The sequence below is a fragment of the Streptomyces sp. NBRC 110028 genome, from assembly GCF_001417735.1.
Classification (GTDB): domain Bacteria; phylum Actinomycetota; class Actinomycetes; order Streptomycetales; family Streptomycetaceae; genus Streptomyces.
Map to the genome: position 1 here is coordinate 1 of NZ_BBUZ01000025.1, position 26,795 is coordinate 26,795.

The window sequence follows — 26,795 nt, forward strand, 5'->3', positions numbered from 1 at the left end:
GCGGCACTAGTCCCGGAAGGAGCCGTCCGCCCTGCGCGCGTGCCGGGACAGCAGGTGCCCGCACTGCGGACAGTGCCGCCTGAAGCCCCTCTTGATCAGATAGCCGATGCCGATCGTGCACAGATACATCAGCCCCACGGCCGCGTTCTCCAGCACCCGCCCCAGCCAGGACTTCGTACACCTCGCACAATCGCGGCAACCAGCCGCCATGGCGCCCTCCCCGGTCTCGGTTCCGTGGTGTCCAGTGTGCGCAACCCGTCCCGCTCCACCACCTCCCGAGTCCCACCCCGGCCCGGGTTGTGACCGGACCAGGCCCGGTCCGGCACGGGGCTGTGACACAGCCGCTCGGGAAGGGGGCGTGCGTACGGTGGGGTAGGGGGCACGGTGGGTCGATGGAGCGTCGTGACCGGGGCACAGTGTGAGGAGGACCACCGGCGAGGTGCCCGTGCGCGCCCGCGTACGCGTCCCTCGGGCTTCCCCGCCAACTCGCCCCGGAGCAACCGGAAGTCGACCGTCCGGATACCCTGGGGTGGTCTTCCGTACCGACACGCCCACTGCCGGGGGTGGGCACCGTCACACGTCGAACCAATGGCCAAAACGTGGCCGGTTTGTAGCGTCGTGCCATGGACGACTCGACCGCCACCTCGCACGATCGTGTCCTCGCGCAGAGCGCTGCCGGGGGCTGGATGTTCTTCCTGGAGGCAGCCCGGGACATCCGCACCACCGGGGCCCTCGCCCCCAGCGGCAGGGCGCTCGCCCATGCGCTGACCGAACCGGTGCGCTCTCAGGCGGGGCGGCGGCTGAACGTCCTGGAGGCCGGTGCCGGTACCGGCTCGGTCACCCGCTCCCTCATCCACCAGCTCCCGGTGGGCAGCCGCCTGGACATCGTCGAGGCCAATCCCCGCTTCACCGATCGGCTGCGCCACCTCGTCCGGACCCATCCGGGCCTGGCCGGACAGCCCGGTCAGGCCCGGGTGCACCACGCGTACGTCGAGGAGCTGGACACGGGCCACCGCTACGACGCGATCATCTCGGGCCTGCCCTTCGCCAACTTCGCCCCCCGTCAGGTCGAAGCGATCATGGGCCGGTATCTGGAGCTGCTGCGCCCCGGCGGCGTCCTGGCCTACTTCGCGTACCGCGGCAGCCGCCAGGCCCGCACCCTGCTCTCGCTGGCCTCCCGGGCCCAGGCGCGTCGGCAGCAGGCCGCTGAAGAGGTGCTGGCCGACTACCAGCGCCACTACGCCACCGGCCGCAGCACGGTGTGGGCCAACCTGCCCCCGGCCGACGTCTGGCAGCTCCAGCGCCCCGTGGAACGGGCCCCGGGCGCGAGCCGGGAGTCCGCCGCGGCCGCGGCGGACCGGTGACGGCCCCGCCGAAGCCGTTACGCGCCCGACGCCGGAAGCCCCTCGGCCTCCGCCCCGCCCCCGCCCGGGGCCGCCGTGTCGGCGCCCGCCTCGCTCAGCACCGCCACGGCCACCCCGCGGCCGATCCGGGCGAGGCCCAGTAGCAGATGGTCGCAGTCGATACGCGCCGACCCCGCCTCCTTCGCCCGCTCCTCGGCGATGGCCATGGCCTTACGGGAGTACGGGGTCCAGGCGATCCGTTCGGCCGCCTGTGACGCGCCCATGCTCAGCCGGGTGACGACGGCCCGGTGCACCGCGGCGGGGGAGACCCCCGCCGCGGACAGCGGCCGGGTGGCGCTGTTCTCCTCGGCGGTCAGCCCCCACAGCAGGTGCTCGGTCCCGATGTAGTTGTTGCGGTGCTGCACCGCGGCCGGCTTCACATGCGTCATCGCCTGGCGCAGGCCGTCGGTCATGTTCTCCGGTGCGTAGCGCTTGTGGGGCGCGTGGAAGCGCTGCTGGACCGCTTGCCGGGTCACGCCGAGCGCCGTCCCGATGTCGGTCCACGAGCAGCCGTGCATGCGGCAGTGTCCGACGTAGTCCTCGACCAAGTCGTCGGCCGGCGCCTGCAGTTGCCCGGATACCCCGGCCGCGGCGGTGAGCAGCGCGAGCCAGTCGGGCTGTTCCTGGCCGCCGGGGCGGTGTGCGGTGTCGCAGGTCCGGTCGACTTCCGCGATGAGATCGTCCAGGTCTGGAAGCGTCACACCGGGCCAGACCCCGGTCCTCCGCCTCGTCGGCGCCCGGGTGGCGGGGCGGCTGAAGCTGGTCTTCGCGGAGGCGTGCTGCGTGCTGCGGCTGGAGAAGTGCTGGTTGCGGACCCGCATCCGGGGCGTGGTCAACCTGGCGAACGCCCGCATCGACGGCAGCCTGCTCCTCCAGGGCGCGTGGCTGTCCCACCCCGGCGCGGTGGCCCTCGACGGCTCGCGGCTGGAGGCCGCCGGCGGCATCGTCGGCCGGAGGGACGCGAGTGTTGAACCGCAGCTGACCGGCAGGCCGTCTCGGTCATCCCATTTTGGCCGGTATATCTATCCATCGGAAGGAATGCTCTGCGGCAGAATTCATGATGAATCACCGCAATGGGACATGTGGTCGAGATGATCCGACCAGTCCACGAAGGGGAGCACGCGCATGAAGACGATGACCGCACTGCTGGTCGCGGCCGCCGCGACGACGGCGATTCTGACGACGGCCCCGGCCGCACAAGCCGACGCGGCCGCAGGACACCTGCTGCTCGGAAGGGACCAGAACCTCACGGGGACGGTGTGGGCGCACAGCTCCAGCATCGCCAACCTCGGCTCCTCGGAAGGCGACAAGGCGAGTTCGGCCAAGAACGAGGACTCCCGCGCGTGGGTTCTCTACGACGACAAGAACTACAAGGACCGGCGCTACTGCCTCACCCCCGGCCGGTACATCCGTGATCTGCACAGCGATCCGTGGAACTTCGGCGACAAAGTCTCCTCGGTGCGTCGCCTGGGCACGGCCAGCTGCGCCGGCTACCCCACCTTCTGACGTTGGCAAGCGGTAGGGGGTGCCTTGTGGATCAGGTCGGATCAGCGAGCGGCGTCCGGCGCGGGGGCAGCTCCCAGCGGTAGGTGGGGGAGGCTCGCAACCCGCGTGAGCATGCCGGGGTGAACGCGGCGCAGGCCGCCCTGCGGTTGGGCGTGGATGCCCGCCCTGACTGCGGCCGGGCTGCGCCGCAGGCTGTCCCGCCGGCTCAAACGTCGTGACGTGCTGGACAGGGATGACCCTTCGGGCGCCGGCCCGGGCCGCCAAGGCCGGGCGGTTCGACCACCTGTCCCGCTGAGGGACAATAAACCGCATGAGTCTGTTCCGCGACGACGGCATCGTGCTGCGCACCCAGAAGCTGGGCGAGGCGGACCGGATCATCACCCTGCTCACCCGCAACCATGGCCGCGTCCGGGCCGTGGCCCGCGGGGTGCGCCGTACGAAGTCGAAGTTCGGTGCGCGCCTCGAACCGTTCTCCCACGTGGACGTGCAGTTCTTCGCCCGTGGTGGCGAGCTGATCGGCCGCGGGCTGCCGCTGTGCACGCAGAGTGAGACCATCGCTCCGTACGGCGGCGGAATCGTCACCGACTACGCCCGCTACACCGCCGGGACGGCGATGCTGGAGACGGCGGAGCGGTTCACCGATCATGAGGGCGAGCCCGCCGTGCAGCAGTATCTGCTCCTCGTCGGCGGGCTGCGTACCCTGGCCTCCGGGGAGCACGAGCCGCATCTCATCCTGGACGCGTTTCTGCTCCGCTCACTCGCCGTGAACGGCTACGCACCCAGCTTCGACGACTGCGCGAAGTGCGGGATGCCCGGTCCGAACCGGTTCTTCTCGGTCGGCGCGGGCGGGGTCATCTGCGGGGAGTGCCGGGTGCCCGGGAGCGTCGTACCCTCTGCGGAGTCGCTGACGCTGCTGGGCGCGCTGCTGACCGGGGACTGGGAGACGGCGGACGCATGCGAGCCGCGCCACGCCCGGGAGGGCAGCGGGCTCGTCGCGGCGTACTTGCACTGGCACCTGGAGCGGGGCCTGAGGTCGCTCCGGTACGTAGAGAAGTAGCACGAAGCAACACGGCAACGAAGTACACGAGGAGACGCGAAAGCCATGGCACGACGCGGGATTCTGGGCCGACAGCGGCGCGAGTACCGGGCCCCGGACCCGCACCCGTCCGGCGCCCGCCCGCCGAAGATCCCCGGCGAGCTGCTGCCGAACCACGTGGCCTGCGTGATGGACGGGAACGGCCGCTGGGCCAAGGAGCGCGGGCTGCCGCGCACGGAGGGGCACAAGGTCGGCGAGGGCGTCGTCCTGGACGTGCTCAAGGGCTGCCTGGAGATCGGCGTCAAGAACCTCTCCCTCTACGCCTTCTCCACCGAGAACTGGAAGCGCTCGCCCGACGAGGTGCGCTTCCTGATGAACTTCAACCGTGACGTCATCCGCCGTCGCCGCGACGAGATGGACGAGCTGGGCATCCGCATCCGCTGGGCGGGCCGGATGCCGAAGCTGTGGAAGTCGGTGGCCCAGGAGCTCCAGGTCGCGCAGGAGCAGACCAAGGACAACGACGCCATGACGCTGTACTTCTGCATGAACTACGGCGGCCGCGCCGAGATCGCGGACGCGGCGCAGGCGCTGGCGGCGGACGTCCGCTCGGGCAAGCTGGACCCGTCGAAGGTGAACGAGAAGACCTTCGCGAAGTACCTCTACTACCCCGACATGCCGGACGTGGACCTCTTCCTGCGCCCGTCCGGCGAGCAGCGCACCTCGAACTACCTGATCTGGCAGAGCGCGTACGCGGAGATGGTCTACCAGGACGTCCTGTGGCCGGATTTCGACCGCCGTGACCTGTGGCGCGCCTGCCTGGAGTACGCCTCCCGCGACCGCCGCTTCGGCGGGGCGATCCCGAACGAGGACCAGATGCGGAAGGACTTGGAGAAGGACGTGAAGGAGGACGGCCCGCGGCCCGCGTAAGGTCGCTGTTCAGCCAGCGCTTTCGGCCTATAGTGTGGCTGCCCCGTAACGGGCCGCACTAAGGACATCGCGCATGGAACACCCTCCGTCCGAGCTGGCCTCCCTGGCCGTCGAACCGCTGATGACCCGGGAGTTCGAGACCCGGCCCGCGTCGGTCTACGCACGGCTTCGGGGGCGGTACGGGCCGGTGGCGCCCGTAGAGCTGTACGGGGTTCCGGTGTGGCTGGTTCTCGGCTATCGCGAGGTGCGGGAAGTCCTGCGTGACGAGAGCACGTGGAAGAAGGACCTCGACCACTGGACATTGCTGCGTGAGGGCGGGGTGCCGTCCGACTGGCCGCATCTGCCCGCCTATCAGGTCAGCCATCTGCTGCTGAGCGACGACCAGGAGCGCAAGGCGACGCGCGCCGCCGTCGACGAGGCGCTCGGCCCCTTCCAGGACACCGGGGCGCCACAGTCCTGGGATCTGGAGAAGGCCATCTCCCGGCACGCCGACGAGCTGATCACGTTCTTCGCGGACGGCGGCGACAGCGGATGGGTGGACCTGGGCGCGCAGTTCGCGCGTCCGCTGCCGCTGATGGTCGTCAACCGGCTGTTCGGCTTTCCGGTCGACCAGGGCGACGACGTCTTCATGGACTCGTGGCGGATGGTCGACGGTGGCCCGGACGCCGGTGCGGCCATCGGGAGGCTGGTGGCGGCGACGACCGGGCTGGCCGCGTACAAGCGGGAGAACCCGGGCGACGACCTGACCACACGGCTGCTCGCCATCGACCCTCCGCTGACGGTGGAGCAGATCGGCCTCGAGCTGTACGCGATGCTCGTCATCACGTCCGAGCTGGTCAGCCACGCCATCACCAACAGTGTGCTGGAGGTGCTGGACGGAGAGTCGGGGGCGCAGGCCGACCTCATGGCGGGACCCATCGAGGAACTGGTCAACCGCGTGCACATCGCCTCGCCGCCGTGGGTCAACCTCACCCCCCGCTTCCCGGTGGCCGACACCGACCTGGGGGACTTCCGGCTCGCCGCGGGCGACATGGTCATCCCCTCGATCGCCGCCGCCCACGGCGATCCGCTGTTCACGACGACCAGCAGCTATGAGCGGTCGGTCAGTTCGCGCGCCCATCTGGCCTGGGGCACGGGACCGCACCAGTGCCCGGGGCGGGAACTCGCGGACATGATCGTGACCACGGCGGTGGGCAAGCTGTTCGAGCGGTGCGACTTCGAACTGGGACTGCCCGCCGACCAGTTGCCGTGGCGTTCGTCGACGTACGTACGCGGCCTGAAGTCCTTCCCGGTCCGGTTCCGGATGCGCGCGCACCGGGCCCCGGCGGCACCGTCCCCCGCGCTGCCCACGCCCGCGCCCACGCCCGCACCGGCAGCCGGGCCCCCGCCCGCAGCCGTCCCCGGGCTGCAGGCCCTTGAGCCCGCGCCCGCCTCCCGGCCGGAACGGCCGCGCTCCGTGCTCTGGCGGTTCCTGGCGAGCCTGCGCCGGAGGTAGTGCCCGGCCCGCGGGCAAGTCCGGCGCACTCTTTACTCGTTGTAGAGCCCACATTGAACGGGCCATGATCAACGTCGTCCTAGTCTGGAGGCTTTGCACACGTATGCCGGAGGGGGAGGCGTGGCATGGGCGACGGCCGCGGCAAGGGCAAAGTCCTGGACATCAAGGTGGCGGACATCAAGTCCGTCTCACCGACGTTCCACCACCAGGCGGTGAAGCTGAGTGAGGCGCTGACCACCCTGATCAGCGCCCTGGACGGCTACGGGGAGCCGTGGGGGGACGACAAGCCGGGCAAGGACTTCGGGACGCACTACAAGCCGAACCAGAAGCACATCGAGTCGTCCACCGGCATCCTCGTCCTCGGCCTGACCAGCATCCATGAGGCGATGCAGGACATGGCCGACGGCCACGTCGACAACGACAAGCTGATCGAGGGCATGTTCACCAAGGCCAGGCACGCGCCTGGTGAGGGCGGCCACAAGTGAGCTTCGGAAGCGCGATCGAGGAGAAGGCCAGGGCGCTTCTGCTGAAGCTCGGCATGTGGTGGCCGGACGCCAACTCCGGCACCCTGCGCCACGCCGCCGACGCCTGGCGGACCTTCGCCGACAGCGTGGATGACGTGCGCGCCGCCACCGACAAAGCGGCCACGACACTCATCCACAACAACAAGGGCGAGGCGATCGACGCCTTCGAGACCTTCTGGGAGCGCTACGCCAAGGGCAAGGACGAGGGCTGGCTGAGCAACCTCGCCAAGTCCGCCCGCGGCATGGCCAAGGCGTTGGACAAGTTCGCCGACCAGGTCGACGACGCGATCGAGAAGCTGTGGACGCAGATCGGCATCGATGCCGTCGCCCTCGTCGGCGGCGTGTTGCTGACTCCCTTCACCGGAGGAGGGTCCGACGCGGTCGCGGGGGAGATCATCGCGATGGCGGCCGGGCTGGGCATCGCGGTGGAGGAGGCGGTGGCCACCATCGCCGCGGAGATGCTGGTCGGCGCGGCCTTCACCAGCGTTCTCTCGGTGACCGTGGACGTCGCCGTCGCCCAGCCCGTGAAGATCATCCTGGGGCAGCAGAACGGCTTCAGCCTGGACGAGGTGAACGCCGCCGCCAAGGACGGCATGATCTACGGCGGCATCTTCGGCGCCGGAGCGGGCGTGCTCAAGCCCGGTGTGCTCCCCAAGACCGGTGGCGTTCCCAACCTGCTGAAACCGCCCGGCATGCGCCCCAACCTCATCGAGGAGGGCCCCGCCGGCCGCCCGACGAAGGAGTGCCCGAGGGTCGGGGAACCGATCGACATCGCGACCGGCGCGATGCTGATGGAACAGACCGACCTGACCCTCCCGGGCTCCCTCCCGCTGGTCTTCGAGCGCACCCACCTGTCGTCCTACCGGGGCGGCACCAGCTTCGGCCCGACCTGGTCGTGCCTGCTGGACGAGCGCATCCAGCTCGACTCCCAGGGCGTGGTGTTCGCCGCGGCCGACGGCATGCGGCTGGTGTACCCGGTGCCGGAGCCCGGCGTGCCCACGCTGCCGGAGAAGGGCGCGCGCTGGCCGCTGGAGTGGGACGGCAAGCCGGACGGCGTCATGACCGTCACCGACCCCCGGACCGGCGTCGTCCGCACCTTCACCCGTCCCGCCCCCACCGACGAGTCCGGCGCCGTCCACCTGTGGCTGGACAGCCTCCAGGACCGCAACGGCACCCGCGTCGACATCGAACGCGCCCTGGCCGGCAACCCCCTCGCGATCCGCCACTCCGGCGGCTACTACGTGGCCGTCGACACCGACGCCCACCGGCGCGTCACCGCCCTGCGCCTGCTCGACGAGGCGCCCTCGATCTACGACCCGCACGGCCGCGACGCCACCGGCACGGTCGTCATGCGCTACGCGTACGACGAAGCCGGAAACCTCGCCGAGGTCATCAACTCCAGCGATGATCCCCTGCGTTTCGCCTACGACGCGCAGGGCCGCGTCACCACCTGGACCGACCGCAACGGCACGTCGTTCGCGTACGTCTACGGCCCGGACGGCCGGGTGATCCGCACCGAGGGCAGCGACGGCGTCTACAACGGCACCCTCGCATACGACGACGACGCGCGCACGACCATCTACACCGACTCCCTCGGTCACCGCACCACCTACCGCTACAACGCCGACGGCCAGGTCATCGAGGAGAGCAACCCGCTCGGCCACACCACCCTCACCACGTGGAACGCCCGAGGCGACCGCAGGCTCTCGGTCACCGACCCACTGGGCCGCACGACCGGCTACGCCTACGACGAGGAAGGCAACCTCACCACCGTCACCCTCCCCGACGGCAACGAGGCCCGGGCCGCGTACAACGACCTCTGCCTGCCGACCGAGGTCACCGAACCGGGCGGGGCCATCTGGCGCCACACCTACGACGACGCGGGGAACCTCGTCGCCACCACGGACCCTGCCGGGGCGATGACCCGATACGGTTACGACGATCATGGCCACCTCGCCCGGATAACCGACGCGCTGGGCCATATTCGCCGCATCACCTGCGACACGGCAGGGCTTCCCGCCGCCGTCACCGATCCGTTGGGTCACACCACCACGGTCCGCCGGGACGCCTTCGGCCGGATCACCGAGGCCACCGATCCCCTGGGCCGCACCACGCGAACCCGGTGGACCACCGAGGGCAAGCCGAGCCGCCGTGAGTACTCCGATGGCACGACCGAGAGCTGGACCTGGGACGGCGAGGGCAACCTCCTCACCCATACCGATCCGTCAGGCAACATCACTCGCCAGACCACGACCCACTTCGACGTCCCGGCGTCCCGTACCCAGCCCGACGGGACCAGCTACGGCTTCGCGTACGACACCGAGTTGCGGCTGACCGCGGTCACCAACCCGCAGGGCCTGACCTGGACGTACATCTACGACGAGGCGGGCCGCCTCACCGCCGAGACCGACTTCAACGGCCGTACCCTCACCTACACCCACGACGCGGCCGGGGACCTGCTGATCCGGACCAACGGCGCCGATGAGAGCCTTCACTTCACCCGCGACCTGCTCGGCCGCACCGTTGAACAACGCAGCGAGGGAGGCGAGACCCTCACATACGCCTATGACGCCGTGGGGGGTTTGCTCCACGCGGCCAACGCCGATGTCGAGGTCAGCATCGAGCGTGATGCCCTGGGACGCGTCCTGTCCGAGACTGTCAACGGCCGCACGACGCAGTACGCGTACGACGCCCTGGGCCAACGCACCGAGCGGACGACACCGAGCGGCCTGCGCTCCGCATGGACTTACGACGCGGCAGGCCGCCCCGTCAACGTCGACAACGGTTCGGGCAGCCTCTCCTTCGCGTACGACCCGGCAGGCCGCGAAACAAAACGCCGCCTGGGCGCCGGGGTGTCCCTCGCCCAAACGTGGGACAAGGCCGATCGCCTCACGGCCCAGACCCTCACCCGCGATCCGGAGGCCGCCGACCACCTCCTCCAGCACCGCGCCTACGCGTACCGCGCGGACGGCTACCTCACCGAGATCCGCGAACTCACCTCCGGCACCCGCCGCTTCGACCTCGATCCCGTCGGCCGGGTCACCGCTGTCCACGCCCATGGCTGGACCGAGACGTACGCTTACGACACCACGGGCAACCTCACCCACGCCACGGCCCCGGCCCACGAAACCCCCGGCGACCGCGCCTTCACCGGCACGATCCTCCACCGCGCCGGCCGCACCACCTACGAACACGACGCCCAGGGCCGCCTGACCCGCCGCACCCGCAAACTCCTGAACGGCCAGACCCGCACCTGGACCTACACCTGGAACGCGGAAGACCGCCTCACCGACGCCACCACCCCGGACGGCGACCGCTGGCACTACACCTACGACCCCCTGGGCCGCCGCATATCCAAGCACCGCCTCACCGAGGACGGCACCGCGGCCGACACCCTGTACTTCACCTGGGAAGACACCCGCCCGGCGGAAGAGTCCACCCCGGACGGCGCCCACACCACCTGGGACTACGCTCCGGACACCCACCGCCCCCTCACCCAGACCAACCACCACACCCTGCCCGGCCGGCAGGGCGCGTCCTTGCTCACACAGTTCGCGGACAACCCCGGCACGGAGACCCGCTTCCACGCCATCATCACCGACCTGGTCGGCACGCCCACCGAACTGGTCTCCCAGGACGGCGAACTGGCCTGGCAACACCGCACCACCCTCTGGGGCGCCCCCCTCCCCACCCCACCCGCCACCCTCGACTGCCCCCTCCGCTTCCCCGGCCAATACGCCGACCCGGAAACCGGCCTCTCTTACAACTACCTCCGCTACTACGACCCCGAGACGGCCCGCTACATCACCCCCGACCCTCTCGGCCTTGAACCCGCTCCCAACCACCATGCCTACGTTCATAACCCGCATGCCGAGATCGATCCCCTGGGGCTCAAGGGCAAGGGCTGCAAGCCGAGCGTCTCCCCGGTGGCATCGGACTGGGCGACCAAGGGAGCGCATATCCACGTCGGGAAAGACGAGGTTCGTGTCTATATTGACAAGGACGGCAAGGTTGCCGGAGAGCCGATCCGGCTCAAGTCGACCGGTTGGGCCTCGGACAAGAGTGTGAAGACGGCTGTGGACGCCGTGAACAACGACGCGAAGCTTCGTGCCGATTTGCTGGCGAAGGCGAAATCGGCGAAGGAGCACATGGATGACCACAACTGGGGGAACAGGCAAAACCGTTCCGAGGAAATGCAGAAACTCATTGATTATCTGGAGGACTGAGTAAGTGGACGGCATTTCCTTCTTGGTGGACTTCATCACCACTGGTCGACTTCACGGCATCGGACGTGGAGCCTCCGTCGAAGAGGTCGATCGGGCGGTGAAGGCCGACTTCATCGACGTGGAGGACGAGGGATACGGGACCCTGCGCAGGGACTACGGTTTTGTGGAGCTCTACTTCTCCGGCGGACCGGGAGGCTGGGTCATGACCAGCGGCATGATTGAACTGCACCGGCTGGCGGCCGATGATGAGGGTATGGCGGAGGAATGGTACCGGGACATGGGGGTCGAATTCTCCGAGTACTGTTCCTGGAATGAGCTGCGAGAGAAATTGTCGCAAACGCCCGGTGCGCCCATCCTCGAGCTTCGTCATCAAGGTGATTACCTCGAATACTGGGCAAACGAAACGAAGGTCTCCGTGATGGTCGTGGGTGGTCAACAGGAGCGTGATGACTGCCCTGGCCGAGGTGACATCTTCAGTGTGAGCTTCGGTTGACTGAGTGAGGAAGGTCTTCGCTGACGCACCCCTGGCCAGTGTCCTGCTCGCCGGTCGCCGTCCGCGAAGATCTCATCCGCGTGGCCCCGGTGCGGGCGTATTGGCCCGGGGCGACTCCTACGACCCGCTTGAAGTGGCGCGTCAGGTGCGACTGGTCGAAGAGGCCGACCACGGTGGCCACCTCTCCCGGGGGCTGCCCGTCGAGGAGCAGGCGGCGGGCCAGGTCGACGCGGCGGGAGGTCACGTACTGGTGGGGTGCGATGCCGAACGCGGCGCTGAAGGCGCGGACGAGATGCGTGGGGTGGGCGTGGAGGAGGCGGGCGGCCTCTTCCAGGGTGGGGGCTTCGACGAAGCGTTCGTCGAGGAGGTCGCGCAGGTTCTGGGCGATGCCACGGTCGGGCGCCGCGCCGGCCACGGTCAGCCGGGGGCGCAGGTGTTCGCGCAGGCGCTGGCTGATGAGGGCCAGTCGGCTCTCCGCCTCGAGTTCGTCTCCCGGGGTGGCGAGGGCGGCGTGCAGCTGTCCGATGCGTCGCCGCAGGAGCGGATCGGTGAGGTCCGGGCCGTCGACCGCCGGTCCGATGAGGCTTTCGTCCAGCTGCGTCATGTCCAGGTAGATCACCCGCTTGCGGAAGCCGTGCGAGGTGGCGGGTGAGCCGTTGTGCGGGACCTGCGGCGGCAGCAGGCTGACGGTGTCGTTCGGGGTGCCGCGCTCATGGCGGTCCAGGTCGTAGCGGACCGCGCCGTCGTCGACGATCAGCAGGGTCCAGGCGTCGTGGACGTGCATGGGGTACGCGTGCTCGGTGAAGTGGGCGTGGAAGACCTCTCTGACGCCCGGGACCGACGGGCGCCAAGCAGAGATCTTCTGTCGGAACGCCATGCCAAGAACGTACAAGACGACGACGCCACGCAGCCGTCAGTCTCGGAGCATGAGAACGACGACTGAAACGACGACCGATGAGAGCGCCCCGGTCCGCTTCGACACGAAGATCGCCGTACTGCTGCGCGACGACCTGGAGACCTGGCAGCGGCTGAATGTGACCGCCTTCGTCGTCAGCGGGCTCGGCACGCTGGCACCCGAGGTGATCGGCGAGCCGTACGCGGACGCCGACGGCACCGCGTACCTGCCGATGTTCCGCCAGCCCGTGCTGGTCTTCGAGGGGACGAAGGAGACGCTGACCACCGCGCACGGCCGCGCGCTGTCCCGGGCGCTGCCGAGGGCCGTGTTCACGTCGGACCTGTTCGGCACGGGCAACGACCGGGACAACCGGGCGGCCGTACGGGCGGTGGGCACCGATCAGCTCGACCTCGTCGGAATGGCCGTCTACGGGCCGCGCAACGCGGTGGACAAGGTCCTCAAGGGCGCGCGGATGCACCACTGAGCGGGTTGACCGCGAGACCGGCCCGCTTCGCGCTACGTGATCTTCGCGGCCACGGTCCGGACGAGCTCCGGGGTCACCTTGTCGCGCCAGGCGAAGGGCGCCGCGTCCGGCATGCCTTCGAACGTCGCGGTGGTCTGCCCGCCGACCGTGAACAGGAGCGGGCCCTTGCGGCACGTCCAGTTCTGGTCGAAAGCGAAGGCCATGACGCACTTGTCCGCCCCGTCCGTACTCCCGCCGGGGGTTCCCGGCACGCCGGACTCGAAGTATCGGGCTATCAGCTTGGGGTCGGCCACGGCATCGATGCGGATCCAGGCCTGGGTCGCGCTGTACGTCTCGCCCGGCAGCCACATGACGTAGTCGCACTCGCCGGACGGGGCCCGGTCGCTCGGCTTCCACGAGGAGTCCGCACGGAACTCCTTGATCGAGCGGGCGGGGATCGGGCGGTCGGTCTGCCGGATCTCTTCGGCGTCCGGAAGGATCGCCGCGATGTCCTCTTGGGTCATCAAGGAGCAGGCGTCCGGCCACTCGCCGGCGGGCAGGATCTTTCCGTCCTTCAGCGTGGGCACGTTGGCGGGCGGCCCGTGTGACGGGGCCTTTCCGACGGACGTCTCCTCGGGGGAAGAGGAGATCAGCTGGGCCGTCAGAACGGAGGCGGAGGCCACCAGGACGCCGAAGAGGGCGAACTGGCCGATGCGCTTTGTCTTCACGATGGCCGATCCCCCCCCGAGGGGCCCGTGCCGAAGCGCGTTGGTGGCGATCTTCTCAGGGGCTTCACAGGGCCGATGCCGCCGTCACGGCGGACACGACGCGTTGTCCCTCCATGACCAGCGGTGAAGGGAGAGCCGCTTAGCCTTGGGATCATGGAATTCGCGAAGGCCGCATGGGACCCGGAGCTGCATGGGTTCCGGGTCGACCCGACCGCCTATCTGGCGGAGCTGCCGCGGTTGCGGGCTGCCCTGCCCCCCGGGGCCTGGGCGTTTGCTTCCGACGAGGAGCACTACCGCTTCGGGACCGGCGCCCGGTGTGTGAAGGATCTGGGGCTGGCCGGGGTCGACATCCCCGGGCGCAAGGGCGGCGGGCTGACGCTCACCTTCGAGCCGAGCGAGTGGAAGCACGACACGGGGCTGCGGATCCGTTACGCCGGGGTCCGGCACTTCTCGATCGACTACGCGCACGCCATCGACTGGATGGAGACGGACACGGTCCTGCTCGACGAGATCCTTCCGCATGACGCCGGATGCAGCCATGAGATCGCCCTGACCGACGCGGTGATCATCGTGCACTGCCGGGATCTGGAAGCCGTCTGGGGCGGCGTGTGATCCTGTGGGGGTGAATCTGGAGGATGTGGTCCGGTTGCGGAAGGCGCGGGACCGGATGGACCGGGACTACGCGCAGCCGCTGGACGTGCCGGCGCTGGCGCGTGGGGCGCTGATGTCGACGGGGCACTTCGCGCGGAGCTTCCGGGAGGCCTTCGGGGAGACGCCGTACAGCTACCTGATGACGCGGCGGATCGAGCGGGCCAAGGCGTTGCTGCGGCGGGGGGACCTGTCGGTGACGGAGGTCTGCTTCGCGGTCGGGTGTACGTCGCTGGGGTCGTTCAGCTCGCGGTTCACGGAGCTGGTGGGGGAGAGCCCGAGCGCGTACCGGGCGCGCGATCATGAGCATGGCGCGGACATCCCGGCCTGTGTCGCCAAGGTCTTCACCCGGCCGGTCAGGAACGCGGTCAGCAAGCCGGGCACGAATCCGGACGGCGATCCGGTCAGGAATGGAGAAGCGGATCCCGCCGCCCGGTCGTAGCGTGACAGACATGAACAACATCACGCTTTCCACGTGCTTCATAGCCGTCGACGACCATGACAAGGCACTCGCCTTCTACCGCGACATCCTGGGCCTGGAGGTCCGCAACGACGTCGGGTTCGAAGGGATGCGCTGGGTGACCGTCGGGTCGCCGTCCCAGCCGGACGTCAACATCGTCCTCGAACCGCCCGCCGCGAATCCCAACGCCTCGCCCGCCGACAAGCAGGCCATGGCGGAACTCCTCGCCAAGGGCATGCTGCGCGGGGTCCTCTTCGCGACGGACGACGTGGACGCCACGTTCGAGCACATCCGGGCGGCGGGCGGCGAGGTGCTGCAGGAACCGATCGATCAGCCGTACGGCGTGCGCGACTGCGCCTTCCGCGATCCGGCCGGGAATCTGCTGCGCTTCAACCAGCCGAAGCGCTAGCCGATACCCGCTAGCTGCCAGACGCCGCCGGGGCCGCGCAGTCGCCGCAGGTGCCGAAGATCTCGATGGTGTGGGCCACGTCCACGAATCCGTGCTCTGCGGCGATCGCGTCGGCCCACTTCTCGACCGCCGGGCCCTCGACCTCGACCGCCTTGCCGCAGGAGCGGCAGACCAGGTGGTGGTGGTGCTCCTCGCTGTTGCAGCGGCGGTAGACGGCCTCGCCCTCGGTGGTGCGCAGGACATCGACCTCGCCGGCGTCGGCGAGGGACTGGAGGGTGCGGTAGACGGTGGTCAGGCCGACCGAGTCGCCCCGGTGCTTGAGCATGTCGTGAAGCTCCTGCGCACTGCGGAACTCGTCCACCTCGTCCAACGCCGCCGCCACCGCGGCGCGCTGCCTGGTGGACCGGCCGCGTACTGGGGGACCCGCGGTCGCCACAGTTGCCTCCTCAACCTCGCCTGCCCATAAGCGTCTGTCGTCTGCCTGGCCATTGTGCCAGCTAACGGATCGGCTACGGACTAGCTGTGCGCCAGGGGGCGTCTTGTGGATCAGCTCGGCATGATCCACAAGACGCCCCCTAGACGAGTACGTCGTCCTTCAGGGTGCACTGCCCCTCGGGTGCCGCGGCGGGCCTCTGGGCGCGCCGTTTGGCCAGGGGCGCGGCGAGCGCGGTGATCGCGGCGAAGACGCCGATGGCGAGGACGACGATGCTCGCGCCGGGCGGCACGTTCTTGTAGAAGGAGAAGACCGTCCCGGACAGGGTGACCACGACGCCGATGCCGACCGCCAGCGCCAGCGTCATCGCGAAGCCGCGGGTGGCCTGCTGGGCGGCGGCGACCGGAACCACCATGAGGGCACTGACCAGCAGCAGGCCGACGACGCGCATGGCGACGGTGACGGTGACGGCCGCGGTGACGGCCAGCAGCAGGTTGAGCGTACGGACGGGCAGCCCGGTCACGCGGGCGAACTCCTCGTCCTGGCAGACCGCGAACAGCTGCCTCCGCAGCCCGAGGGTGATCAGTACGACGAAGGCGGCGAGCAGGCTGATCACGACGACGTCCTGCTGCGAGACGGTGGTGATCGAGCCGAAGAGGTATGTGGTGAGGTTGGCGTTGGAACCGGTCGGCGAGAGGTTGATCAGCAGGACGCCGCCGGCCATGCCGCCGTAGAAGAGCATCGCGAGCGCGAGGTCGCCGCGGGTCTTGCCGTACCAGCGGATCAGCTCCATCAGGACGGCGCCGAGCGCGGAGACGAGGATGGCGGTCCAGACCGGGTTGGTGCCGGTCAGGAAGCCGAGTGCGACCCCGGTGAGCGCGACGTGGCCGATGCCGTCGCCCATGATCGCCTGGCGGCGCTGGACGAGGTAGATGCCGACGGCGGGGGCGGTGACGCCGACGAGGACGGCGGCGAGCAGGGCCCGCTGCATAAAGGCGTAGTCGAGGACTTCCAGCATGTCAGGTCAGCAACCCTGTCCGGATCGGTTCGGCGTCGGGCGCCGCATGGGGATGGACGTGATCATGGCCGGGCAGCGCATGCTGGCCGACGGCCTTGGGCGGCGGGCCGTCGTGGACGACACAGCCGTCGCGGAGCACCACCGCGCGGTCGATCAGCGGCTCCAGCGGGCCCAGCTCGTGGAGGACGAGGAGGACGGTGGTCCCCGCGGCGACCTGCTCGCGCAGTGTCCCGGCGAGGATCTCCTGGCTGGCCAGGTCGACCCCGGCCATCGGCTCGTCCATGATCAGCAGCTCGGGTTCGCCGGCCAGCGCGCGGGCGATCAGCACCCGCTGGTGCTGGCCGCCGGAGAGCGCGCCGACCGGGTCGCGGCTGCGGTCGGCCATGCCGACCAGCTCCAGGGCGCGGTGCACGGCCGCCCGGTCGGCCTTGCGCGGCGGTCCGAACCGGCGGCGGGCCAGCCGCCCGGCCGAGACGACCTCGCGGACGGTCGCGGGGACGCCGCTCGCCGCGGTGGTGCGCTGCGGTACGTAGCCCACGCGGGCCCAGTCGCGGAAGCGGCGGCCGGGGGTGCCGAACAGCGCCAGCTCGCCGCCGGTCAGCGGCACCTGGCCGACGACGGCGCGTACGGCGGTCGACTTGCCGGAGCCGTTCGCGCCGAGCAGCGCGACGACCTCGCCGCGCCCCACGGTCAGGTCGACGCCGCGCAGGATGGGGCGGCCGCCGAGCGAGGCGGTGGCGCCGCGCAGGGATATGACCGGGTCGGCGTCGGCGGCTGCCGAGGGGGCGGTCGCGGCAGGCCGTGCGCTGCCGTCGGGTTCCTTGGCCATGGATTCCTCCGTCGTATCGCGCGTCATCCCGCGCCGAGGGCCTTGCGCAGAGCCGTCAGGTTCGACCGCATGACCTCGAAGTAGTCGCGGCCCTTGGACGCCTTGCCGATCCCCTCGATGGGATCGAGGACGTCCGTCTTGAGATGGAGATCGCCCGCCAGGGTCTTCGCCGTCTTGTCGCTCACCAGCGTCTCGAAGAAGACGGTGCCGACCTTGTCCTTCTCGGCGATCGTGTGCAGCCCCCGCATCCGTGCCGGGCTCGGCTCGGATTCCGGGTCGAGCCCGGAGATGGCCTCCTGGCGCAGCCCGTAGCGCTCGGAGAGATAGCCGAACGCGGCGTGGGTGGTGATGAAGGTATCCGTGTCGCGGCCCTTCAACCCGGTCTTGAAGTCGTCGTTCAGAGCGCCGAGCTGCTTCACCAGGGCGGCGGTGTTCTTCTTGTAGGCGGCGGCGTGGTCGGGGTCCGCCTTCCGCAGGGCCTTGCCGACGCCCTCGGCGACCTGGGCGTAGCGCACCGGGTCGAGCCAGATGTGCGGATCGGCGGCGGCGTCACCCTCGTGGGCCTCGTGTGCGTGCTCGTGGCCCTCCTCGCCCTCCACCTCCGTCCCGTGGTCCTCCAGGGTGGTGTACGAGGCGGCGTCGGCGACGTGCCGCGGCCCGGCCTGGCCGATGGCCCGGTCGACGGACGGCTGGAGCCCCTTGAGGTAGACCACCAGCCCGGCCTTGCTGAGCTGGGCCGTCTGCCGGGGGCTGATCTCCAGGTCGTGCGGTTCGACGCCCGGCTTGGTCAGGGTGGAGACATGGACGTGGTTCCCCCCGATGCGCTGGGCGAGGAACTGCATGGGATAGAACGACGCCACCACATCGAGCTTGCCGTCCGTCCTTCCGTCTCCGGTGTGGTTGGAGCAGGCTGTGAGGGTGGTCAAACCCATCGCGGCGGCCCCGGCAAGGGCTGCAGCGGGGGAGAGGCGGCGTATGTTCATGACTCTCATTTTCAACAAAAATGGAAACGATTGTCAACAAGAGTCTTGTTCTTGATCACTTCCGGTATCGATTTGATCCGGGGGGTGCCGCCGCCGGTAACCTGAAGCATTCGCTTCGCGTCCTCCAATGTCGTCATCAATGAAGAGAGCACCGTGGCCGCCGACAAGATCGACACCATCGTCAGCCTGAGCAAGCGCCGTGGCTTCGTCTATCCGTGCAGCGAGATCTACGGCGGCCAGCGCGCCGCCTGGGACTACGGACCGCTCGGCGTGGAGCTGAAGGAGAACATCAAGCGCCAGTGGTGGCGTTCCATGGTCACCTCGCGCGACGACGTCGTGGGACTCGACTCGTCCGTGATCCTCGCCCGTGAGGTCTGGGAGGCGTCCGGCCACGTCGCCACCTTCACGGACCCGCTGACCGAGTGCACCTCCTGCCACAAGCGGTTCCGCGCGGACCACCTGGAGGAGGCCTACGAGGCCAAGCACGGCAAGCTGCCCGAGAACGGCATGGCCGACCTCAACTGCCCGCACTGCGGCAACAAGGGCAGCTTCACCGAGCCCAAGCAGTTCTCCGGGCTGCTGTCCACCCACCTCGGCCCGACCCAGGACTCCGGCTCGGTCGCGTACCTGCGCCCCGAAACCGCCCAGGGCATCTTCACCAACTTCCTCGCCGTGCAGCAGACCTCACGCCGCAAGCCGCCGTTCGGCATCGCGCAGCTCGGCAAGTCCTTCCGGAACGAGATCACGCCGGGCAACTTCATCTTCCGCACCCGTGAGTTCGAGCAGATGGAGATGGAGTTCTTCGTCAAGCCGGGCGAGGACGAGACCTGGCACGAGTACTGGATGGAGCAGCGCTTCAACTGGTACCGCGACCTCGGCATGCAGGAGGCCAACCTCCGCTGGTACGAGCACCCGAAGGAGAAGCTGTCCCACTACTCCAAGCGCACCGCCGACATCGAGTACCGCTTCAGCTTCGGCGGCTCCGAGTGGGGTGAGCTGGAGGGCGTGGCCAACCGCACCGACTACGACCTCAAGGCGCACTCCGCGGCGTCCGGCCAGGACCTGTCGTACTTCGACCAGGAGGCCGGGGAGCGCTGGACCCCGTACGTCATCGAGCCTGCGGCGGGCGTCGGCCGCGCCATGCTGGCCTTCATGCTCGACGCGTACATCGAGGACGAGGCGCCCAACGCCAAGGGCAAGCTGGAGAAGCGCACCGTGATGCGGCTCGACCCGCGGCTCGCCCCGGTCAAGGTCGCGGTGCTGCCGCTGTCCCGCAACCCGCAGCTCTCCCCGAAGGCCAAGGGGCTCGCGGCGGACCTGCGCAAGCACTGGAACATCGACTTCGACGACGCGGGCGCCATCGGCCGCCGCTACCGCCGGCAGGACGAGATCGGCACGCCCTTCTGCGTCACCGTCGACTTCGACACGCTCGACGACAACGCGGTGACCGTGCGCGAGCGCGACACGATGAAGCAGGAGCGGGTCTCCCTCGACCAGATCCAGTCGTACCTGGGCGGCCGGCTGATCGGCTGCTGACCAGCGCGTTACGGCAGGGCGCACAGCAGGAGGACGGGCTCCGGCACCGCGGTGGGAATGCCGCGGTGCCGGAGCCCGTCGGCTTGGCAGGTTCGGTTCGGCAGGGGTTCGGCAGGGGTTCGGCAGGAACGGGAGTTCACCAACGATGCGAGGCGTGACGCATCACATCACGGCCACCCGCGAGGACGGCACCGTCTTCGAGGTGAGTTACGGCTACGGCCCGGGGCAGCGGCGGCTCCTCGGCTGCCGGCACTGCGACTGGACGGAACGCATCACCTACGGCGGGGCCCGCCACAAGGGCCTCGACCACCTCGCCCAGGCCCACGGCGCCCTCGGCTCCCCCCGCATGACGGCCGACCCCGCCGCCCGCCGCCAGGCACTCCTGATCATGTTCGCGTGCTTCGCGGTGGCCGCGGTGATGCTGTGGTGGGCGGCGACCCAGGGGTGACCTGGCGGGTGTCTTCCGGCGTACCCCACTCGGCGCCCAGCGCGAGCGCCGCGCACACCGCGGCCAGCGGCAACTCCGCGCCCAGCGCCATCGCGACGGCGCCGGCCAGTTCCCCGCCCGAAGCGGCCGTCACCGTGTCGAACCACGCGTCCACCACCAGCAGCGCGCCGGTCGCCGACGCGGACCACCGCCGAGTGCTGACGGTGATGCGGTTCCTGGGCGTGCGCTGAGCGCCGGGACCCCCAGGGGGTGTTTGTGGATCTTGCCGGGCTCCCGGCGTCCGGCACGGCACCTCGCGGCCCCGCGCTCGTCGCACGCAGCGCCGCTGCGCTCTCCTCACGCGGGTTGCGAGCTACCGCACCGGACGCCGCTCGCTGATCCGGCCTGATCCACAAGACACCCCCTAGGCCCGCAGGCCGTTCAGCAGCAGTGCGAAGAGGTCGGCGAAGGCCAGCTCCACGTCCGGGGCCGACCACTCGTGCGCGTACACCGGGTCGTGGAAGTGGGCCGTCGCGGCCCACAGGGCCCGGGCCGTGTCGCGGGCGTTGGACCTCCTGAACTCGCCGCTCGCGATGCCGCCTTCGACGATCCTCGTGAGGTGACCGATCATCGTCTCGATGTGCCGGGCCACGGTGCCGCTGTTCTCCGCGGCGAGGGACAGATAGGTGGCGAACAGCTCCGGATCGTCCCCCGCCTTGGCCCGCTTGGCGGCGAAGAGGGTGGACAGCCACTCGCGCAGCCGGTCGGCCGCCGGGCCCTTGGCGCGGGCGATGCGGAACAGCTCGTCGTGTGCCTGGTCGAGCCACCGCTCGGTGACCGCCTCGCGCAGGGCCGTCTTGGTGCGGAAGTGGCGGTAGACGCTGCCGTGGCTGACCCCGAGCGCGCGGGCCACGTCCACGACCGTGGCCTTGGCCGGGCCGTAGCGGCGCAGCACGTCCTCGGTGGCTTCGAGGACGCGGTCGGGGGTCAGGGGTGTCTCGGGCGGCGGCATTCGGGTCCCGTACCTCTTCTACTTCTTCTTCTCGCTGTCGAGGAAGGCCATTTGTGCCTCCCGGTAGCGGTCGCCCGCTGCGGCACCGGCCGGAACGGCCTCCTCGATCGCGGCCAGGTCGTCGGCGTCGAGCGTAGCGTCCAGCGAGCCGAGAGCCTCTGTCAGCTGTGCGCGCGTGCGAGAGCCGATCAGCGGCACGATGGCCGTGGCGTGCTTGGGGCCCTGGGCGAGCACCCAGGCGATGGCGATCTGCGCGACGCTGACGCCCTTGTCGTCGGCGACCTTGCGCAGGGCCTCGACGAGGCCGAGGTTGTGGTCGACGTTCGCGCCGCCGAAGCGCGGGCTGAAGCTGCGGAAGTCGGTGTCGGCGAGCTTGCGGTCCCGGCTCCAGTGGCCGCTGATCAGCCCGCGGGAGAGCACGCCGTACGCGGTGATGCCGACGCCCAGCTCACGGCAGACCGGGAGGATCTCGTCCTCGATGCCGCGGGAGATCAGGGAGTACTCGATCTGCAGATCGCTGATCGGGGCGACGGCGGTGGCGCGGCGTATGGTCTCCGCACCCGCCTCCGAGAGCCCGATGTGCCGTACGTACCCGGCCTTGACCAGGTCGGCGATGGCGCCCACGGTCTCCTCGATCGGGACGTCGGGGTCGACGCGGGCGATGCGGTAGACGTCGATGTGGTCGGTGCCGAGGCGCTGGAGCGAGTAGGCGGCGAAGTTCTTGACGGCGGCCGGGCGCCCGTCATAGCCGGACCAGCCGCCGTCGGGGCCGCGCAGCGCGCCGAACTTCACGCTGAGCAGGGCCCTTTCACGGTGGGCGGCGGGCGCGGTGCGCAGGGCCTCGTTGATGAGCAGTTCGTTGTGGCCCATGGCGTAGAAGTCGCCGGTGTCCAGCAAGGTGACCCCGGCGTCGAGCGCGGCGTGGATGGTGGCCAGGGACTCGGCGCGGTCCGCGGGGCCGTACAGGGCGGACATGCCCATGCAGCCGAGGCCGATCGCGGAGGCATGGGGGCCGGTGGTGCCGAGTTGGCGCATCTGCATGGGGTGCTCCTTGCGGGGGACTCGGGGGCGCGACGCGGAAGCGGTGCGTGTGAGTATGCGTCAACGAGCGTGGCATATGGGATGACAGATTTCAATATCTGTCATCGCGTACCTGTTACCGCGTACCCGTCACTGCATGCATGTCATCGCCTGTCTGCCACCGTCTATCTGTCACCGCCTACCTGACGTCGCCCGTCTGCCGGCCCCATCGGCCCCGCTCACGCCACCACGCGCGGCAGCCGCAGGCTCAGCAGCGCCGTCAGCGCCACCGCCGCGAGCTGCGCCGCCAGCGTGATCACCAGCGCGTCACCCATCCCCATCGACGGCGCCAGCGCGAGGAACAGCGTGCCGAGCGTGGCGACGCCCAGCGCCAGCGAGGACTGCTGGGCCGTGACCATCACGCCGCTGCCCACCCCGGCCCGCTCGCTCGGCACCTCGGCCAGCACGATCCGGATCAGCACCGGCAGCTGCAGCCCCTGCCCGAAACCGGCCAGGGCGACCCCCGGCAGCAGCCCGGCCAGGGACAGGTCCGGCCAGTCGCGCGCCACAGCCAGCATCAGCAGCCCGAGACCCACCGCCTGGAACAGTCCGCCGGAGGTCACCACGCGGCTGCCGTACCGGCCCACCAGCCGCGGACCCATGAGCGAGGCCACGAAGAAGGCGGCGGCCATCGGCGCCAGCGCCAGACCGGCCGCGACCGGCCCGTACCGCAGCCCCTGCTGCAGCGCGACCGCGATGACGAACATGAAGCCGCCGAAGCCGATCGAGAACGGCACCACCATCGGCAGCCCGCGCCGCAGCCCCCGCAGCGCGAACAGACTCGGCGGCAGCAGCGGAACCAAACCCGCCCGGTCGGCGCGGCGCTCGATCACGTAGAACGCCGCCGCCACGAACGGGAACGCGCCCAGCAGCAGCCAGGTCCACAGCGGCCAGCCCGCCGCCCGCCCCTCGGTCAGCGGCACCATCAGCGTGATCAGCGAGACGGCCAGCAGCACCGTGCCCGGGATATCCACCGGCGCGGGCCGGTTCGAGCGGGTCTCGGGCACCGTACGGACGGCCAGGACCAGGCCGATGAGCGCGACCGGGACGTTGACCAGGAAGACCGCGCGCCACCCGGTGCCCGCGATGTCCGCGGCCACCAGCACCCCGCCCAGGATCTGCCCCGCCACCATGGAGAGACCGGCCGTCGCGCCGTACATGCTGAGCGCGCGGGCGCGGCGCGGGCCGCTGGTGGAGGCGTGGATGGTGGCGAGCACCTGCGGCAGCATCAGTGCCGCGGCGGCGCCCTGTGCGACGCGCGCCACGACCAGGCTCCACGCGTCCGGGGCGAGCCCGCAGGCCAGCGACGTCAGCCCGAAGGCCGCCATTCCGGCGAGGAAGAGCCGGCGCCGCCCGAAGGAGTCGCCCAGCCGCCCGCCGAGGACCAGCAGCACCGCGTACGCCACCCCGTACCCGGCGACGATCAGCTCCAGGATGGCCGGGCCCGCGTTCAGGTCGCGGTCCATGGTGGGCAGGGCCACGTTGACGATGAAGAAGTCGATGAGAGGGAGGGCCGCCCCGAGCAGCAGGGTGAACAGCCCGGGGCCGCTCAGCGTCCCACCGGTCGGCGTCCCACCGGTCGGCGTCCCGGCAGCCGGCGTCCTGACCGGCGTCGTCGCGGCGGCGCCCCGGGCGGCCGGGGCGGCCGGGGCGAGGGTTCTGGTGGGGATTTCGGTTTCGGTCACGCTTCAGACGATCGCGCCCCGCTCAGCCGGGTACCAGAGTGTCTTTATCCTGGTACAAGAAGTACCTGGCAACCGGCTGAGCCCATGGGGCACTCTGGAGCCATGACCATCACGGTGCAGGGTGCCACGGTCGGTGGCGGGGCCGACATCCGACGGGCCGAGCTGGCGGCCTTTCTGCGCAGCCGCCGGGAGCGGATCACCCCCGAGCAGGTGGGGCTGCCCCGCGGCCGCCGTCGGCGGACCCCCGGGCTGCGCCGCGAGGAGGTCGCCCAGCTCTCCGCGGTGGGCGTCACCTGGTACACCTGGCTGGAGCAGGCCCGGGACATCCATGTCTCGGTGCAGGTCCTCGACGCCATCGCCCGCGCGCTGCAGCTGGACCGCAGCGAGCGCGCGCATCTGTTCGTCCTCGCCGGGGAAGTCGACCCGAACCCGGGGAGCGAGTGCTCCGGGGTGCCACAGTCGCTCCAGGTGATGCTGGAGCAGCTGGAGCCGTTCCCGGCGTGCGTGCAGAACGCCCGGTTCGATCTCCTCGCGTACAACCGCTCCTACCGGCTGCTGATGTGCGATCTGGACGCGCTGCCGCCGGAGGACCGCAACTGCATGTGGCTGGCGTTCACCAACGACGACTGGCGGGCGAGCCTGGTCGAGCGGGACGAGACGATCCGGGTGATGGCGGGCAAGTTCCGCGCCGCGATGGCCGAACACGTCGCCGAGCCCGCCTGGAAGGCGCTGCTGCGGCGGCTGGAGGAGGCCTCACCGGAGTTCCGGGAGATCTGGGCGCGCCACGAGGTGGTGCGGCCCAGCGACCGGATCAAGATCTTCCGGCAGTCGAGCGTGGGTGTGCTGCGGCTGACCTCGACCAGTCTGTGGACCGGCCCCAACCAGGGGCCCAAGCTGCTCACCTACACCCCGGCGGACGCGGAGTCCCGTGAGCGCCTGGACCGGCTTCACGCCCTGGCGCTCGAACTGGCCGAGGTCTGACCCGTCGGCCCGCCCTCCTCGAACAGCTTGGCGGCGTGCCGGGTGGTGGCCTGTGCCCACCGGCCGGTGGTCAGGGCGCCCAGCAGCAGGATGACGGCACCGCATCCGGCGATGATCCACCAGGCGGGGCGGGCGGCGTCCACGAACGCGGCGGCGGCCGCCGCGGATGCCTTGTGGCCCGCCGCCCCCGACATCCCGGCCGCGCCCGCGGCCAGCACGGCGCCGATCACCGCGACACCCAGCGACTGGCCCACTTGGCGGCTGGTGGAGGCGACGGCCGACGCGACCCCGGCCTGCGAACGGGGCATCCCGGAGACCGCCGTGTTGGTGATGGGGGCGTTGACCAGGCCGAAGCCGATGCCGAACAGCAGATAGCCGGTCAGCAGCAGCGCATTGGTGGACTGCGCGTCGAAGACCGCGAACAGCACCCCGCTGGCTCCTATCGTCACCCCCGCCAGCAGCAGCGGCAGCCGGGGCCCGCCGTGGCCCACCAGCCGCCCGGACAGCGGTGCGCAGACGAAGCACATGAACGCCATCGGCAGCATCCACAGCCCGGCCTGCAGCGCCGAGAGCCCGCGGATGTCCTGCAGATAGAGCGTGTTCATGAAGAGGAAGCCGCCGAGCGCCGCGAACGCGCTCACCGCGATGACCGTCGCCCCGCTGAAGGGGGCGCTGTGGAAGAAGCGCACATCGATCAGCGGTTCGGTGCGCCGCCGCTCGTAGTGGATCAGGGCGATGAGCCCGGCGACGGCGATCACCGCGCAGACGGTGATCAGCGGGGAGGTCCAGCCGTGCCCCGGTGCCTCGATGATGGCGTACGTCAGGGAGCCGAGGACGGCGATGACCAGCAGCTGGCCGATGGGATCGGGCCTGCGGGGCTTCGGGGCACGCGACTCCGGTACGAAGCGGGCGGTCAGCGCCACCGCCGCGAGCCCGACCGGAAGGTTTATCCAGAAGATCGAGCGCCAGCCGATCGACTCCACCAGCACCCCGCCGACGATCGGCCCGGCCGCCATGCTGATGCCGACGACCCCGCCCCACACCCCGATCGCCCGGGCCCGCTCCCGGGGCTCGGTGAAGGTGTTGGTGATGATCGACATGGCCACGGGGTTGAGCATCGAACCGCCGATGGCCTGCACCATGCGGAAGCCCACCAGCGCCCCCAGGCTGGGCGCCACACTGCACAGCGCCGAGCCGACGGTGAAGATCACCAGCCCGGTCTGGAACGTGCGCTTGCGCCCCACCCGGTCGGCCGTCGACCCGGCGAGCATCAGCAGCGCGGCGAGGACGAGCGTGTACGCGTCGATCGTCCACTGCATTCCGGAGACCGAGGCGTGCAGATCGCTCCGCATCGAGGGCAGGGCGACGTTCAGCACGGTGTTGTCGAGGCTGACGATCAACAGGCTCATGCAGCAGATCGCCAGCACGAGCATGCGCCGCCGGGGGCTGAGCTCAGGCATGGTTGAACGCTACAACGATGTCGGGGGTGCGAAGGTATGAACCGCCCGGCCGATCCCCTGCGCGAGTGCGGGACAATGAGAGGTCCGGTCCCGCACGACGGTCCGCACGACGGTCCGCACGACGCGTACGACGGTCCG

At 70.2% G+C, this 26,795-nt stretch carries 29 protein-coding genes; 17 read left to right on the forward strand and 12 right to left on the reverse strand.

Features of this window, described 5'->3' with window-relative positions:
• Positions 1-6: 6 nt before the first annotated feature.
• Positions 7-210, reverse strand: coding sequence for a hypothetical protein (locus ASC60_RS12540; RefSeq protein ID WP_055550092.1), 204 nt, complete (start codon positions 208-210; stop codon positions 7-9).
• A gap of 413 nt (positions 211-623) precedes the next feature.
• Between ASC60_RS12540 and ASC60_RS12545 the strand changes: the two genes are divergently transcribed.
• Positions 624-1,364 carry a class I SAM-dependent methyltransferase gene (locus ASC60_RS12545; RefSeq protein WP_055550093.1) on the forward strand — a complete coding sequence of 247 codons (741 nt, stop codon included), beginning with the start codon at positions 624-626 and terminating at the stop codon, positions 1,362-1,364.
• A gap of 17 nt (positions 1,365-1,381) precedes the next feature.
• On the opposite strand, the gene ASC60_RS12550 is transcribed toward ASC60_RS12545, so the two are convergent.
• The gene (locus ASC60_RS12550) at positions 1,382-2,104 is read right to left on the reverse strand and encodes a Clp protease N-terminal domain-containing protein (RefSeq protein WP_234356920.1); all 723 of its coding nucleotides are present in this window, start codon (positions 2,102-2,104) and stop codon (positions 1,382-1,384) included.
• Between the two features lie 82 nt (positions 2,105-2,186).
• On the opposite strand from ASC60_RS12550, the gene ASC60_RS41605 reads away from it, so the two are divergent.
• The 8 genes from ASC60_RS41605 (at position 2,187) to ASC60_RS12585 (ending at position 11,610) form a co-directional block, all read left to right on the forward strand.
• Positions 2,187-2,498, forward strand: a complete 312-nt coding sequence (locus ASC60_RS41605; protein ID WP_159043241.1) for a hypothetical protein — start codon at positions 2,187-2,189, stop codon at positions 2,496-2,498.
• Between the two features lie 30 nt (positions 2,499-2,528).
• Positions 2,529-2,909: a beta/gamma crystallin-related protein gene (locus ASC60_RS12555; protein ID WP_055550094.1), complete on the forward strand. Its 381-nt coding sequence runs from the start codon at positions 2,529-2,531 to the stop codon at positions 2,907-2,909.
• Positions 2,910-3,219: 310 nt separating this feature from the next.
• Entirely contained in the window at positions 3,220-3,966 is a 747-nt protein-coding gene (gene recO, locus ASC60_RS12560; RefSeq protein ID WP_055550095.1) for a DNA repair protein RecO, read from the forward strand.
• A 45-nt stretch (positions 3,967-4,011) separates the two neighbouring features.
• Positions 4,012-4,872 (forward strand): isoprenyl transferase, encoded by an 861-nt coding sequence (locus ASC60_RS12565; RefSeq protein WP_055550097.1) that lies wholly within the window; start codon positions 4,012-4,014, stop codon positions 4,870-4,872.
• A gap of 73 nt (positions 4,873-4,945) precedes the next feature.
• Positions 4,946-6,367 carry a cytochrome P450 gene (locus tag ASC60_RS43705; protein WP_055550099.1) on the forward strand — a complete coding sequence of 474 codons (1,422 nt, stop codon included), beginning with the start codon at positions 4,946-4,948 and terminating at the stop codon, positions 6,365-6,367.
• 125 nt (positions 6,368-6,492) lie between these two features.
• Positions 6,493-6,852 (forward strand): hypothetical protein, encoded by a 360-nt coding sequence (locus ASC60_RS12575; RefSeq protein WP_055550101.1) that lies wholly within the window; start codon positions 6,493-6,495, stop codon positions 6,850-6,852.
• Positions 6,849-11,117, forward strand: coding sequence for a DUF6531 domain-containing protein (locus ASC60_RS12580; protein WP_159043242.1), 4,269 nt, complete (start codon positions 6,849-6,851; stop codon positions 11,115-11,117). Before ASC60_RS12575 ends, ASC60_RS12580 begins: the two co-directional genes overlap by 4 nt.
• A gap of 4 nt (positions 11,118-11,121) precedes the next feature.
• Positions 11,122-11,610, forward strand: coding sequence for a hypothetical protein (locus tag ASC60_RS12585; protein WP_055550103.1), 489 nt, complete (start codon positions 11,122-11,124; stop codon positions 11,608-11,610).
• Here the strand turns inward: ASC60_RS12585 and ASC60_RS12590 are convergent.
• The gene (locus ASC60_RS12590) at positions 11,591-12,487 is read right to left on the reverse strand and encodes an AraC family transcriptional regulator (protein WP_234356921.1); all 897 of its coding nucleotides are present in this window, start codon (positions 12,485-12,487) and stop codon (positions 11,591-11,593) included. The two genes, ASC60_RS12585 and ASC60_RS12590, sit on opposite strands and share 20 nt — an antisense overlap.
• A gap of 49 nt (positions 12,488-12,536) precedes the next feature.
• On the opposite strand from ASC60_RS12590, the gene ASC60_RS12595 reads away from it, so the two are divergent.
• The gene (locus tag ASC60_RS12595) at positions 12,537-12,989 is read left to right on the forward strand and encodes a DUF2000 domain-containing protein (protein ID WP_055550105.1); all 453 of its coding nucleotides are present in this window, start codon (positions 12,537-12,539) and stop codon (positions 12,987-12,989) included.
• Positions 12,990-13,021: 32 nt separating this feature from the next.
• Here ASC60_RS12595 and ASC60_RS12600 read toward each other — a convergent pair whose 3' ends face one another.
• Positions 13,022-13,696, reverse strand: coding sequence for a hypothetical protein (locus ASC60_RS12600; protein WP_055550107.1), 675 nt, complete (start codon positions 13,694-13,696; stop codon positions 13,022-13,024).
• A gap of 153 nt (positions 13,697-13,849) precedes the next feature.
• On the opposite strand from ASC60_RS12600, the gene ASC60_RS12605 reads away from it, so the two are divergent.
• The 3 genes from ASC60_RS12605 to ASC60_RS12615 are packed head-to-tail and all read left to right on the forward strand — an operon-like array spanning position 13,850 to position 15,213.
• Positions 13,850-14,308, forward strand: coding sequence for a hypothetical protein (locus ASC60_RS12605; protein ID WP_055550109.1), 459 nt, complete (start codon positions 13,850-13,852; stop codon positions 14,306-14,308).
• Positions 14,309-14,318: 10 nt separating this feature from the next.
• Positions 14,319-14,786, forward strand: coding sequence for a helix-turn-helix transcriptional regulator (locus ASC60_RS12610; protein ID WP_055551033.1), 468 nt, complete (start codon positions 14,319-14,321; stop codon positions 14,784-14,786).
• Entirely contained in the window at positions 14,755-15,213 is a 459-nt protein-coding gene (locus ASC60_RS12615) for a VOC family protein (protein WP_079038359.1), read from the forward strand. Before ASC60_RS12610 ends, ASC60_RS12615 begins: the two co-directional genes overlap by 32 nt.
• A gap of 10 nt (positions 15,214-15,223) precedes the next feature.
• Here the strand turns inward: ASC60_RS12615 and ASC60_RS12620 are convergent, their stop codons facing one another.
• The 4 genes from ASC60_RS12620 to ASC60_RS12635 all read right to left on the reverse strand — a co-directional run bounded on the left by ASC60_RS12620 (position 15,224) and on the right by ASC60_RS12635 (position 18,476).
• Positions 15,224-15,649, reverse strand: a complete 426-nt coding sequence (locus ASC60_RS12620) for a Fur family transcriptional regulator (RefSeq protein WP_055550112.1) — start codon at positions 15,647-15,649, stop codon at positions 15,224-15,226.
• Between the two features lie 139 nt (positions 15,650-15,788).
• Positions 15,789-16,664, reverse strand: coding sequence for a metal ABC transporter permease (locus tag ASC60_RS12625; protein ID WP_055550118.1), 876 nt, complete (start codon positions 16,662-16,664; stop codon positions 15,789-15,791).
• 1 nt (position 16,665) lies between these two features.
• Positions 16,666-17,493: a metal ABC transporter ATP-binding protein gene (locus ASC60_RS12630; protein WP_055550119.1), complete on the reverse strand. Its 828-nt coding sequence runs from the start codon at positions 17,491-17,493 to the stop codon at positions 16,666-16,668.
• A 23-nt stretch (positions 17,494-17,516) separates the two neighbouring features.
• A complete protein-coding gene (locus tag ASC60_RS12635) occupies positions 17,517-18,476 on the reverse strand; it encodes a metal ABC transporter substrate-binding protein (RefSeq protein WP_055550121.1) in 960 nt (319 codons plus the stop codon).
• Between the two features lie 153 nt (positions 18,477-18,629).
• Between ASC60_RS12635 and ASC60_RS12640 the strand changes: the two genes are divergently transcribed.
• The 3 genes from ASC60_RS12640 to ASC60_RS44020 all read left to right on the forward strand — a co-directional run bounded on the left by ASC60_RS12640 (position 18,630) and on the right by ASC60_RS44020 (position 20,690).
• Positions 18,630-20,012, forward strand: a complete 1,383-nt coding sequence (locus tag ASC60_RS12640) for a glycine--tRNA ligase (RefSeq protein WP_055550123.1) — start codon at positions 18,630-18,632, stop codon at positions 20,010-20,012.
• 145 nt (positions 20,013-20,157) lie between these two features.
• Positions 20,158-20,460: a hypothetical protein gene (locus ASC60_RS12645; RefSeq protein ID WP_055550125.1), complete on the forward strand. Its 303-nt coding sequence runs from the start codon at positions 20,158-20,160 to the stop codon at positions 20,458-20,460.
• An 8-nt stretch (positions 20,461-20,468) separates the two neighbouring features.
• Positions 20,469-20,690: a hypothetical protein gene (locus tag ASC60_RS44020; RefSeq protein ID WP_199830947.1), complete on the forward strand. Its 222-nt coding sequence runs from the start codon at positions 20,469-20,471 to the stop codon at positions 20,688-20,690.
• Between the two features lie 173 nt (positions 20,691-20,863).
• On the opposite strand, the gene ASC60_RS12655 is transcribed toward ASC60_RS44020, so the two are convergent.
• The 3 genes from ASC60_RS12655 to ASC60_RS12665 all read right to left on the reverse strand — a co-directional run bounded on the left by ASC60_RS12655 (position 20,864) and on the right by ASC60_RS12665 (position 24,201).
• A complete protein-coding gene (locus ASC60_RS12655) occupies positions 20,864-21,451 on the reverse strand; it encodes a TetR family transcriptional regulator (RefSeq protein ID WP_055550130.1) in 588 nt (195 codons plus the stop codon).
• An 18-nt stretch (positions 21,452-21,469) separates the two neighbouring features.
• On the reverse strand, positions 21,470-22,492 hold the full coding sequence (locus tag ASC60_RS12660) for an aldo/keto reductase (protein ID WP_055550132.1): 1,023 nt from the start codon (positions 22,490-22,492) through the stop codon (positions 21,470-21,472).
• Positions 22,493-22,710: 218 nt separating this feature from the next.
• Positions 22,711-24,201, reverse strand: coding sequence for an MFS transporter (locus ASC60_RS12665; RefSeq protein ID WP_055551037.1), 1,491 nt, complete (start codon positions 24,199-24,201; stop codon positions 22,711-22,713).
• A gap of 117 nt (positions 24,202-24,318) precedes the next feature.
• On the opposite strand from ASC60_RS12665, the gene ASC60_RS12670 reads away from it, so the two are divergent.
• Positions 24,319-25,197 carry a helix-turn-helix transcriptional regulator gene (locus ASC60_RS12670; RefSeq protein WP_055550134.1) on the forward strand — a complete coding sequence of 293 codons (879 nt, stop codon included), beginning with the start codon at positions 24,319-24,321 and terminating at the stop codon, positions 25,195-25,197.
• Here the strand turns inward: ASC60_RS12670 and ASC60_RS12675 are convergent.
• Entirely contained in the window at positions 25,164-26,657 is a 1,494-nt protein-coding gene (locus ASC60_RS12675) for an MFS transporter (protein ID WP_055550136.1), read from the reverse strand. The genes ASC60_RS12670 and ASC60_RS12675 overlap by 34 nt on opposite strands.
• Positions 26,658-26,795: the final 138 nt, after the last annotated feature.